Source organism: Actinomadura sp. KC06 (assembly GCF_004348735.1).
Classification (GTDB): domain Bacteria; phylum Actinomycetota; class Actinomycetes; order Streptosporangiales; family Streptosporangiaceae; genus Spirillospora.
This window is the reverse complement of sequence record NZ_SMKT01000227.1, coordinates 1-11,001: the sequence shown is the minus strand read 5'-3', so window position 1 is coordinate 11,001 and position 11,001 is coordinate 1. Positions and strand designations below refer to the sequence as shown.

Sequence of the window (11,001 nt, the reverse complement as noted above, 5' to 3'; positions counted from 1 at the left end):
CGGCGACGTCGAAGTCCTCGGCCATCGTGATCTGCACGTTGTCGACGTAGTGACGGTTCCAGATCGGCTCCAGGAGCATGTTCTCGAACCGGAACATCAGAAGGTCTTCGATCGGCTCTTTGCCGAGGAAGTGGTCGACGCGCCTGAGATGGTCTTCGTCGAAGAACTTCAGCAACTCGGCGTTCAACGCCCGCGCCGACTCCAGGTCGTTGCCGAACGGCTTTTCGACGACCATCCGGGCGTTCCTGTTCAGGTCGACCTTGGCCAGGCCCTCGGCGACCGTCGCGAACAGCGAAGGAGGAACCGCAAAATAGTGAGTCAGGGAGCACGAGATTGACGGCCGTCCGGCCGTCGAGCTGCCGGGACCATCCCCGCGTGCGCGGGGAGCACCGGTGAGCGGGGCGGCGTGCCGGGCCGCTTGGGGGACCATCCCCGTGGTTTCGTCCGCGTCTGGCGGCAACGTTTGTCGATGAGTTTGGGCAACATCCCTGATCGTCGGGTTGCCGTGTTCATGAGTTTCAGCAACACCTCGGGGCTTGCGGTGGGAGTATCTGATCCGTCACTCACCGTGAGGGGGCTTGGATGGCGCGGCAGTCCAAGACCGAGCTGTACGCGGCCATCCGCCGTGATGTACGGGACGGGCTGTCGATCCGGGCGGTGATGCGCAAGCACGGCGTCTCGCACCCGACGGTGCGTCAGGCGCTGGAATCGGCGTGGCCGAAGCCGCGCAAGAAGATGGAGCCGCGGGCGTCGCTGCTGGATCCCTTCAAGCCGGTGATCGACGCGATGCTGCGGGCCGATCTGAACGCGCCGCGCAAGCAGCGACACACCGTCAAGCGGATCTTCGACCGGCTCGTCGACGAGCACGACACGCAGGTGTCCTATGGCATCGTGCGGCGCTATGTCGCCGAGCGGCGGCCGCAGATCCGGGTGGAGGCCGGGCGGGGACCGGTCGAGGCGTTCATCTCCCAGACGCACCGCCCCGGAGACGAGGCCGAGGTCGACTTCGGTGACGTCACGGTCCGGATCCGCGGGCAGCAGGTGACCTGCTACCTGTTCAGCCTGCGGCTGTCGTATTCGGGCAAGGCGGTGCATCGACCTATTGACCGCACTAACGGTCAATTCTGCGCCGATCGTCGGCGGGGTGGCTGGGTGGTGCGGCACGCTTCGGCCTGTTGTTGACGAGGCTGAAGGGGCGATGAAGCCGGGAGCGGCGGCTGGGCAGCGGGACGTCGCGGCCTTGGCCGTAGCACGTGTCGGGGTGGTGTGTGCCGGGGACGACCGCGTGGTGCCCTGGGTCGTGGTCGATGGGAGCGGAGAGCCGATCGAGGCGGTCAGTGACTTTCTGAAGGATCTGCTGGCCAATGGCAACAGCTCGGCGTCGTGCCGTTCCTATGCCTATGACTTGCTGCGATGGTTCCGTTTTCTGGCTGCCATCGATGTTGGGTGGCAGCGCGTGCAACGAGTGGACGTCCGCGACTTCGTGTTGTGGCTGCGGACCGCGCGGAACCCTGCCCGGGACCGGCGCCGTCCGGACGCTCCGGCACCGGGGACGGTGAACCCCCGCACCGGCAAGGCCTACCTACGGGCTGAGTACGCTCCGGCGACGATCAATCATGCGTTGTCGGTGCTGGCCGCGTTCTATGACCACCATTTGGAGACCGGGCAGGGGCCGGTGGTCTCGCCGGTGCCCTCGCGCTCGCGCGGCCGGGCACGACCTCACGCCCACCACAATCCGCTGGAGCCGTTCCGTCCGCACCGCCGCGCCGCGTTGCGGCAAAAGCAGCCCGAGCGGCAGCCTCGAGCAGTGCCCGACGAGGTGCTGGACGATCTGTTCGCGCAGCTGGGCTGCAACCGGGATCGGGCGCTGTTCCACATGTTCCTCACCAGCGGTGCCTGCGCCGCCGAGCGGCTGGGGATGCGCGTGTCGGACGCTCGCCCTGGAGATGGCCGGATCTTCGTGCAGACCAAGGGCTTGAACGGGATCAAGCAGGCCTGTCCGGCCTCACCGGAGGCGTTCGAGTGGCTGGCCCTCTATCTCGGTGAGCTCGCCGCGTTGGGACATCGTCCCGGCCCTGGCGACCCGCTGTGGTGGACGCGGCGAAGGCCACTGCGCCCGTTGTCCTATACGGCCTTGCGGGCACTGCTGGGCCGGATCAACGACACGATCGGTGCCGATGTCACCGTCCACGATCTGCGTCACACCCTTTGTCTGCGGCTGGTGGCCGACCCAAACATCACACTGGTCGATGCCCAGCAGGTGATGCGGCACGCCAACATCACCACCACGGGCCTCTACCTGCGGCCTCGTCCGGATGAGGTGATCGCCAAGGTCCACGAGCACTACACCCGGCCCCGGCCCAAGCCACGGCCCCTGGACGGCTGGGATTACGATCCCGACGACCTGGCCGACGTGTTCGGCCGCCAACCTGATGGCTGCCCGCCATGGCCGCGTCGCGCGTCTGCCCGCCAGCCATCGCGCCCCCGATGTCCTCACCGGACCGCAGCCCTCGGCCACCGCACCAGCGACGCTGTCGCCGGCGCGTGAGCATGCCTCCCGCGCCGAGCTGGAACACCTGAGTATCGGGCTGCTCGGCGAGGCCGACCAGCGTGAACGCTGGCGGCGCCAGGAGGCGATGACCGCCGTGCTGGACTGGCTGGAAGGCTTCCCCAGCGAGTCCTGGCAGCAACGCTGGCTGCTCAGCGGCTCCGATCAGCACGGCCGGTCCTGGGGGCCAGCGGGCCTGACGCAGCGGTGGCGCAACCGGCTCACCACCGGCCTGGGCGTGATGATCGTGCTGCGGGCGGTCCGGCCCGCCTACCCGTGGTTGTTCGGCAGCCGACTGCTGGGCGTCTACTCCGACTACCGGCGCCACAACCAGGCCGAGGCGTTCGCGCACTGACCAACAGCGCGCAACAGCGAGGTCTCACCGAGCACGAGAGCGAAGCGCTCAACGCGTTGACCCGCATCGTCATCGTCACCGGCAAGGACCTGCTCGCCCTGGACCCAGGCGACATCGCCGACTATGCCGCAGCCCGCAAGGCCAGCGGCCGCAAGGTCGCCAGCCTCCCAGTCGCCTATGAGCTGCTGCAGGAGATCGGCGGGTTGCCGGACGCGCCGCCGTCCTGGCGGCAGGTCCAGGCCCGCGGCCAGCTCACCGTCGCCGAGCTGGCCGACCGCTACCCGGTGACCTGCCGCCCTGTCCGCGATGTGCTGGTCCACTACCTGGTCGAACGCTCGGCCATGCTGGACTACGGATCGCTGGACAACCAGGCACAGATGCTCGTGGGCCTGTTCTGGGCCGATCTGGAACGCCACCACCCCGGCATCACCTCGCTGCACCTGCCCGACGAGGTCGCGCACGGCTGGAAGCAGCGGATCCGCACGCTGCCCGACGGCCGTCCCCGCCGCAACTTCCACGCCGTGCTGCTGACGGTCCGTGCGTTCTACCTCGACCTGCTCCAATGGTCCCTGGAAGACCCGGCCAGCTGGGCGCAGTGGGCGGCCCCATGCCTGATCAGCGAGGCAGACGTCCGCGGCTACATCAAACAGACCCGGTGCCGCCGCGCCCGGATGGCCGAACGCACCCGCACACTCGCCCCCGTGCTCCCCAGGCTGATCGATGCCGCCGAGCGACAACTGGCCGATGCGGCCCGGCTGCGGGAAGCCGCCCGAAGTGTCACACCGGGCGGGGAGTTCGTCCTGGATGGCGCCCGCTATCTGCGAATCGGCCCGCGCCGCGGTTTCTCTCCACCAGTCCGGCTGCTTGCGCAACGGCTCGACGGGCCGGGGCGGCGGTTTGATGTCGAGCTCGCCGAGGACAACGCGTTCTGGGCATGGGCTGTGATCGAGGTGCTGCGCCGCACCGGCCTGCGCATCGCGGAACTGCTGGAGCTGACGCATCTGAGCCTGCGGCAATACCAGGCGCCCACCGTGGAGATGATTCCGCTGCTGCAGGTCAGCCCGTCCAAGACCGACGCCGAACGCGTCATCCCTGCCGACCCCGAACTGGTCGCGGTGCTGGCCCGGATCATCCGGCGGATCAAGACCGCCGACGGGCGAGTGCCGCTGCTGGCCCGCTACGACACCTACGAGCGCAACTTCGGCCCGCCGCTGCCGCACCTGTTCCAGCGGCACTACCAGCGCCGCCTGCAGGTGCTGTCGGCCAACAAGGTCCGCGATCTGCTCGATCGGCTCGCCGAGCACGCCAAGATCCTCGACGTCGACGGGACACCACTGCGGTTCACTCCGCACGACTTCCGCAGGGTCTTCTCCAGCGAGGCCGTCAACAGCGGCCTGCCCATCCACATCGCCGCCCGGCTGCTAGGCCACCTCGACCTCAACACCACCCAAGGCTACGTCGCGGTCTATCCCGCCGAGGTGATCCGCCACTACCAGCAGTTCATCGCCGATCGCCGCGGCCAGCGTCCCAGCGAAGAGTATCGCGAACCCACCGACGCCGAGTGGAAGGAATTCCGCGATCACTTCAGCCTGCGCAAAGTCGCTCTCGGCACCTGTCACCGCCCCTACGGCACGCCCTGCCAGCACGAACACGCCTGCATCCGTTGCCCCATGCTCCGCCTGGACCCATCACAGGTCCCGCGCCTGCTGCAGATCGAAGACAACACCAACGAGCGCCTGGCCGAAGCCCGCCAGATGCAGTGGCTCGGCGAGGTCGCCGCACTCGAAGAGAGCCTCCGCCACATCGCCAAGAAGAAGCAGCAGGCCGATCGCCTTCAGCGCAGTGCCTTCGGAGAAGGGCCCGGTGTCGACACGCTCCTCTGACCAGTGGCACCACAGGATGCGAACCCATCGTGCCAGCTTGGCGTTCCTATGTCGGCGATCTCCGCCTTCCTAGGCCAAGTCGTCTTCCACCCTTGTGGACATCCTGACGGCCGGAGGCGAGTAACCAGTGTGACCACACCGACAGGAGGCGCTGATGGTGAACGTGTGGGCCGTGCTGGTCATCCTGGTGCCGCCCACGGCGGCGATAGTTCGCGAGCTCATAAGGCTGCGTAAGGACGCCGCTCGCCGGGAGAGTATCGAGCGCCTCCTGAACAACGCACCGTCAGGTCTTCGAATCACCGACCGCACACCCGACGGCGCAGTCATCGATATTGTCGTTGGCCACCTGCCCGCACTGCAGAGCCAAGCTCCGCACGAACAAGATCGTCGAATGCAATGACAGGGCTGCGAAGCCAGCATGCCGGCTCGGTGGATCCGGATTCCTTCGAGCGCTTCTATATCGAAACTGCCGCGCAGACGTTTACGACCGCACGACGAGTCGCCGGGGATACTGACATCGCCCGTGACGCCACTCAGGACGCCTACATCGTGATGCTGGAGCGATGGAGCGCCCGGAGGCGACAGTCGCTGCGCGACAACCAGCGTTATGTCATCGGCATCACGGTCAAGAAGGTCGCTGACCGGTATCGGCTAAGCAGACGACTCGCGCCATTCGACGACAAGGAAGACCCGCCAGTAGAGGACAGCGGGTACGAACAAGTCCTTGACCAGTTGACCCTGTTCAAAACGGTGCGGTGCTTTCTGGAGAGCCAGCCCATGGAGAGGCGAGCGGTCGGAGTTCTGTATTTTCTCGAGGAATTCAACTATAAAGAGATCGCCGACACCCTTGGCATCGATCCCTCAACCGTCCGTACGCAGGTTCAACGACTCCGGGCGCGACTAAGGCCTCTCCTCGGCCAGAACGCTAAGCTTGATGAAGGGGGTGAGCGGCGATGAACACAGGACGTGACGATGCCGCTCGCGATCTGGTGCAGCATGCATACGCAGCCGATCCCGAACCGTGTGGCTTCGACGTCGACGAAGGTCTCCAGGAAATTCTCGATCAGGCCCGTCAGAGGGAGATGCGGGCCACGAGCAGTGCCCACGGCCATGTAAAGACAGCAAGTGTCGCTGGTGGGAGTCAGACCGTCACGATAGTTGCCCGGGACTTCACCGAGACCCAAGCGCTCGACTTTGCGGAGAAGGGCGCGATCTTCGTAATGGGAAGTCGTGGCGGTATCCGTGTTTCACCGCACGCGAAATTTACGATCGTGTTCGGGCGTGCGGAGAATGACGTTCACGTCGCCCTAGGTGTTGGCGACTCCGGGGTCAGTTGTCATCAGGGTGATCTAGAGTACAAGGATGGTCGCTGGTGGCTGCGCAACACCGGACGTTCGGTAATCCGGCTTCCAAATGCGGAGTTGTTGCTGTGCGGTCAGGCAGTACCCTTGCCGGTGGGATACACGCCGGTCTTCGTGGTGACGTCTCGGGCTGAGCATCTGCTGGAACTAACTGTCACCGGGCATGACACCAGTGCCCCTCAGTCCTCTCCAGACGTGTCGATTCCTCGGCGGAATCCCCAGGTTCCCTGGGTGTTGTCTAGGAGAGAACGCCTCACACTGGTCGTACTCAGCCAGAGGTATCTCCGCCACGAGACTCATCCGCTGCCGCTCACCGCAAGGCAAGCGGCTACCCAGCTCGCAGATCTGGACCCAAACACCGGCTGGACGGCAAAGCGCGTCGCTCGTATCGTCGCAGGAGTCCGCTACCGCTTGGCTGCAAGCGGTGCGCCTGGCCTGATTCAAGCCGAGTTTGATCCGCCTGTTGGGAACTCCTTGATCCACAATCTGATCATGAAGCTGCTAGAGAGCGCCACCCTTGTTCCCCAGGACCTGGCACTCATCAACGAAGAGGAACAAAAGGACGACGACGGGCTCGGATAGTGCGGTGAAAGGTGTTCACCTCCGGTGGACAAGAAGCCTTCTTCGAAGGCCACGTCCATGCGTTCGAGGTGCTGGGCGGGGTGCCGTTCGGCAAGATCCGTTACGACAACCTCAAGGCCGCGGTCGCGCAGATCATCGGGTTTACTCGGCAGCGGGTGGAGACCGAGCGGTGGACGGCGTTCCGCTCGCACTACGGGATCGAGAGCTTCTACTGCCGCCCGGGGATCGAGGGCGCCCATGAGAAGGGCGGGGTGGAGGGGCAGATCGGGTGGTTTCGCCGCAATCACTTCGTCCCGGTGCCCGAGGTCGACTCGCTGGCCGATCTGAACCACCTGGTGGACCGCTGGGACCAGGAGGACGAGGCGCGGCGGATCCGGTCGCGTCCCCGCACGATCGGTGAGCTGTTCGCGGCTGAGCGGCCGCTGCTGCAGCCGTTGCCGACTGAAGCGTTCGAGACCGGCCGGCACTTCTGCCTGCGGGTGAACCGGCACAGCCAGATCAGCGTCCGCACCAATCGCTACTCGGTGCCGGTCCGGCTGATCGGCCGGATGGTCCAGGTCGTGCTGCACGCCTCGGAGCTGGTCGTCTATGACGGACGCGAAGAAGTCGCCCGGCACGAGCGCCTGCGGGCCAAAGGCGACCGGCAATTGGAGCTGGACCACTACCTGGAGGCGCTGGTCCGCAAGCCCGGCGCGCTGCCAGGCGCGACCGCGCTGGAACAGGCCCGCGCCGCGGGCAAGTTCACCCCCGTCCACGACGCCTGGTGGGCGGCGGCCAGCAAAGCTCACGGCGACCGCGAGGGCACCCGCGCCCTGATCGAGGTGCTGCTGCTGAACCGGCACATGAACCACGAGCACATCGTCGCCGGAATCGCCGCGGCGTTGCGGGCCGGAGCGCTCACCGCTGATGCGGTCGCGTTGGAGGCGCGCAAGGCCGCCGAGGCCGACGACTCCACCGGCGTCCCCGCCCTCGAACCGGCGGCACCGGCCGCGACGGTGACCTCGCTCACCGAGCGGCGGCTGGCCCAGTTGCCGCCCGACCGGCGGCCGTTGCCGTCGGTGGCCCACTACGACCAGCTCCTGCGCCGCCGCCCGCCCGGGAGGCAGGAACCGACCAGCCGGGAAGAGGCTCGATGACCACCATCAACCGCCATCGCGGACTGACCGAACAGGCCGCCGAAACCGCCGTGGACAGCGCCTGCCGGATGCTGAGGCTGCCCACCGTCCGCGCCAAGTTCCCCGAACTGGCCGAGGCCGCCGTCCGCGACCAGATGACCTACCGCGGGTTCCTGGCCGAACTGCTCATGGCCGAGTGCGACGACCGCAACCGCCGCCGATCCGAACGCCGCATCAAGGCCGCGCACTTCCCGCGGCACAAGTCGCTGCGCGAGTTCGACTACGACGCCAACCCGGGCATCGTCCCCGCCACCATCCACACCCTGGCCTCCTGCGAATGGGTGAACAAGGGCGAACCGCTCTGCCTGATCGGCGACTCGGGCACCGGCAAGTCCCACCTGCTCATCGCGCTGGGCACCGAAGCCGCCATGGCCGGATACCGGGTCAAATACACCCTGGCCACCAAGCTGGTCAACGAGCTGGTCGAGGCCGCCGACGACAAGCAGCTCAACAAGACCATCACCCGCTACGGCCGCGTCGACCTGCTCTGCATCGATGAGCTGGGATACATGGAACTCGACCGCCGCGGCGCCGAGTTGCTGTTCCAGGTCCTGACCGAGCGCGAGGAAAAGAACAGCCTGGCCATCGCCTCCAACGAAGCCTTCAGCAAAGCGCACATGTTCGCGCCAACGTATGCATGGTGGCGCCGAAACCTCACAGGTTCGAGACCCGGCTGAGGTTGTGGCCGGTACAGGCCCGGTTGTGACACGACACGATTAGGCACGAGTGCCGGGATTCGATCGCCCGTGCTATTGGTCGTGGAGGTGGTTGTGGGCGGCTGCGGTGAACTCGTCAAGGGCGGTGGTGTGTGCCCGCAACGCGGTCCTCATCTGGGCTGTTCACGAGTACGTCTGACCCGTGGTGAGCCACCCGCGTGAAGATCGCTTCCCAACTCGCTAAAGATCGTTTCCCACCGTTCGAGTGGACTGCAGATCGTAAGAATCGGCTCGCACACGGCCGCTCCGCTAGAGCATCCTCACCGCGATCATGGTCTGCGTCACCAACCTGCAGATTCTCGCCGCCTGGCGCCAGACCCGTCAGCCACTCAAGCCGATACCCCGACCTCGCCTGTGAGCCCACTGCGGGCGCGCCCCCACCCCGGGCCCCTCCATCGAGGGACGACCGCCGCCAGCCGAACTATGAACTGCCACACCACCATCCGAACAGGCCACATCGCTGGGCGACGCGCATCCTCGGCCCTCACCACGGACGAGCATCGTCGGTAGCCTCTCCGCGACCATCCGGCACGCGCCACCCCGGGCCCTTGCGGCGATCACAACACCTACGAAACGACGAGAACCCGCCCGATCACGAAGATCAAACGGGCACTCGTCACCTGACCTCAAGCCGTCTCAAGAACGGCCCTTGGGGACACGGTGCCGGTCAGGTTTGTTCCGCTTGGTGTTGGCGGATGACGTCGGCCAATCCGGGGAATCGGGCTTCGAGATCGGGCTCGCGAACCGCGGCGTACTGATGCTTGCCTTCCCAACGGACTCGGATGAGGCCGCTTTCCCTTAGCACCCGGAAGTGATGCGCGCGGGTGGCCTTGGCGAACGGCAGGTCGAAATCCGCGCACGCGATCTCGCCCTCGGTGAGCAGACGGGCCACGATGCCCAACCGCGCCGGGTCGCTGAGGGCGTGGAAGACGTTGACGATCCGAAGGTCCCCGACTGCCGGATGACTGATTTCTCGCATGGTGCCCACGATGATACCTTCGGTGCTACAGTTCGCAAACTATAGAACGAAGTACGCAGGCCCAACGTCGGCGCCGAGGGACTCGACCACGATGTCGAGGTGGTCGCCCCTGGCGCGGGCGGGACAGCGCGGCCACGGCTCGGCCACGGCTCGCCCTCGCCGCGATGGCTGATCGCGGCGTTCGTAACCATGACCGAACGGTGCGGGCGCGACACACCAAGGAGGCAACCCATGAGTTCGCTAGGTCGGAGATTCCGTCGGGTCGCGGTCCCGGTTCTGGCGTTGACGCTGACAGCGGGCGTGGCCGGACCAGCGTCGGCGGCAGGACCCCGCAAGGTGATCGTCCTACCGGAGGCACGTTCCGCCGAAGGCATCGCGGCCGGCTGGAGATCCACCTTCTATGCCGGGGACATGTTCAATGGCGACATCTTCCGCGGCGACACGCGGCGCGGTACCGCCGGACTGTTCATCGACGCGCCGGCCGGCCGCATGGCCCTCGGCATGACAGCCGATCTAGGCAATGGACTGCTTTTCGTCGCGGGCGGTTTCACCGGTCATGCCTACGTTTACGATATCCACGACGGCAGCACAATGGCGATATACCAATTCACCGAGCCGAACGCGGGAATCATCAACGACGTGACGCTGACCAACGACGGCGCCTGGTTCACCGACTCGCGGCAAGCGAAACTCTATTTCATACCGATCAGCGACAATGGCCGTCTTCGACCGTTCCGCACGCTCACACTGACCGGCCCGGCCGCGGACACCAGCGGCCCGTTCAACAACAACGGCATCAGCACGACACCGGACGGAACCGGGTTGATCGTCGCGCACACCGCTCGTGGCGTGCTCAACATCGTCAACCCTGGCACCGGCACGAGCGAAACCATGAAGAGCGTGCCGGTTCCCAACGTGGACGGCCTCGTACGCGACGGACGCACGCTCTGGGCGGTGCAGTTCAACCGAGCCGGCGGCGAACGGCCGCAGGCAGGTCAGATCAGCCGCATCCGGCTCAGCTACCAGTCGAGCTCCGCTGTGTTGGAGAAGGTCATCCTCAGCGACGAATTCCAGGTGCCCACTACCGCAGCCAAGTTCGGCGACCGGCTGGGCGTGGTGAACGCCAAGTTCAACACCGGCTTCCCACCCACGGCCAAGGAATACGAAGTGGTGGTCGTCGACAGTTAACCGCACCCCTGTTACGGAACCAGCGTCGCCCCAAGGCTCCGCGACGGCACCCGATAGCGTCGCGAGATGACGCGCGACACAATTGCTCACACCATCGCGATACCGAGCTTGGCCCCGCCGTCAGCGCCACACCGCCGGAACCTGCACCGGCTCGCCGAACGCGTCAGCCACCCGACTCCACCAACCAGCCCACAGCGACCAACCCAGCCTCCCC

General features: G+C 66.2%; 11 protein-coding genes and 1 pseudogene. 10 read left to right on the top strand and 2 right to left on the bottom strand.

What is annotated here, in order from left to right; all coding sequences use genetic code 11:
• Nucleotides 1-430: pseudogene (locus tag E1287_RS39250) on the bottom strand (hypothetical protein); the annotation flags it as partial.
• Nucleotides 431-582: 152 nt separating this feature from the next.
• Here E1287_RS39250 and E1287_RS39245 point away from each other — a divergent pair.
• The 9 genes from E1287_RS39245 to istB all read left to right on the top strand — a co-directional run bounded on the left by E1287_RS39245 (nucleotide 583) and on the right by istB (nucleotide 8,581).
• Entirely contained in the window at nucleotides 583-1,182 is a 600-nt protein-coding gene (locus E1287_RS39245) for a transposase (protein WP_207934732.1), read from the top strand.
• A gap of 103 nt (nucleotides 1,183-1,285) precedes the next feature.
• A complete protein-coding gene (locus E1287_RS39240) occupies nucleotides 1,286-2,548 on the top strand; it encodes a site-specific integrase (RefSeq protein ID WP_165969419.1) in 1,263 nt (420 codons plus the stop codon).
• Between the two features lie 88 nt (nucleotides 2,549-2,636).
• A complete protein-coding gene (locus E1287_RS39235) occupies nucleotides 2,637-2,903 on the top strand; it encodes a hypothetical protein (protein ID WP_131970538.1) in 267 nt (88 codons plus the stop codon).
• 56 nt (nucleotides 2,904-2,959) lie between these two features.
• Nucleotides 2,960-4,786, top strand: coding sequence for a site-specific integrase (locus E1287_RS39230; protein WP_131970536.1), 1,827 nt, complete (start codon nucleotides 2,960-2,962; stop codon nucleotides 4,784-4,786).
• 154 nt (nucleotides 4,787-4,940) lie between these two features.
• Nucleotides 4,941-5,186, top strand: a complete 246-nt coding sequence (locus E1287_RS39225) for a hypothetical protein (RefSeq protein ID WP_131970534.1) — start codon at nucleotides 4,941-4,943, stop codon at nucleotides 5,184-5,186.
• Nucleotides 5,183-5,743, top strand: a complete 561-nt coding sequence (locus tag E1287_RS39220; protein ID WP_131970532.1) for a sigma-70 family RNA polymerase sigma factor — start codon at nucleotides 5,183-5,185, stop codon at nucleotides 5,741-5,743. Before E1287_RS39225 ends, E1287_RS39220 begins: the two co-directional genes overlap by 4 nt.
• On the top strand, nucleotides 5,740-6,729 hold the full coding sequence (locus E1287_RS39215) for a hypothetical protein (RefSeq protein WP_131970530.1): 990 nt from the start codon (nucleotides 5,740-5,742) through the stop codon (nucleotides 6,727-6,729). The genes E1287_RS39220 and E1287_RS39215 overlap by 4 nt, the downstream gene beginning before the upstream one ends.
• Before the next feature lie 11 nt (nucleotides 6,730-6,740).
• Nucleotides 6,741-7,865 carry a transposase gene (locus E1287_RS39210; RefSeq protein ID WP_207934731.1) on the top strand — a complete coding sequence of 375 codons (1,125 nt, stop codon included), beginning with the start codon at nucleotides 6,741-6,743 and terminating at the stop codon, nucleotides 7,863-7,865.
• On the top strand, nucleotides 7,862-8,581 hold the full coding sequence (istB, locus tag E1287_RS39205) for an IS21-like element helper ATPase IstB (RefSeq protein WP_131970528.1): 720 nt from the start codon (nucleotides 7,862-7,864) through the stop codon (nucleotides 8,579-8,581). The genes E1287_RS39210 and istB overlap by 4 nt, the downstream gene beginning before the upstream one ends.
• Before the next feature lie 706 nt (nucleotides 8,582-9,287).
• Here the strand turns inward: istB and E1287_RS39200 are convergent.
• The gene (locus tag E1287_RS39200) at nucleotides 9,288-9,599 is read right to left on the bottom strand and encodes a helix-turn-helix domain-containing protein (protein WP_131970542.1); all 312 of its coding nucleotides are present in this window, start codon (nucleotides 9,597-9,599) and stop codon (nucleotides 9,288-9,290) included.
• Nucleotides 9,600-9,830: 231 nt separating this feature from the next.
• On the opposite strand from E1287_RS39200, the gene E1287_RS39195 reads away from it, so the two are divergent.
• Nucleotides 9,831-10,787 (top strand): hypothetical protein, encoded by a 957-nt coding sequence (locus E1287_RS39195; RefSeq protein WP_131970526.1) that lies wholly within the window; start codon nucleotides 9,831-9,833, stop codon nucleotides 10,785-10,787.
• Nucleotides 10,788-11,001 lie beyond the last annotated feature (214 nt).

Coding starts and splice junctions, on each gene's coding strand:
- E1287_RS39245 (WP_207934732.1), top strand. CDS start 583: ATGGCGCGGCAGTCCAAGACCGAGCTGTACGCGGCCATCCGCCGTGAT.
- E1287_RS39235 (WP_131970538.1), top strand. CDS start 2,637: ATGACCGCCGTGCTGGACTGGCTGGAAGGCTTCCCCAGCGAGTCCTGG.
- E1287_RS39225 (WP_131970534.1), top strand. CDS start 4,941: ATGGTGAACGTGTGGGCCGTGCTGGTCATCCTGGTGCCGCCCACGGCG.
- E1287_RS39220 (WP_131970532.1), top strand. CDS start 5,183: ATGACAGGGCTGCGAAGCCAGCATGCCGGCTCGGTGGATCCGGATTCC.
- E1287_RS39215 (WP_131970530.1), top strand. CDS start 5,740: ATGAACACAGGACGTGACGATGCCGCTCGCGATCTGGTGCAGCATGCA.
- istB (WP_131970528.1), top strand. CDS start 7,862: ATGACCACCATCAACCGCCATCGCGGACTGACCGAACAGGCCGCCGAA.
- E1287_RS39200 (WP_131970542.1), bottom strand. CDS start 9,599: ATGCGAGAAATCAGTCATCCGGCAGTCGGGGACCTTCGGATCGTCAAC.
- E1287_RS39195 (WP_131970526.1), top strand. CDS start 9,831: ATGAGTTCGCTAGGTCGGAGATTCCGTCGGGTCGCGGTCCCGGTTCTG.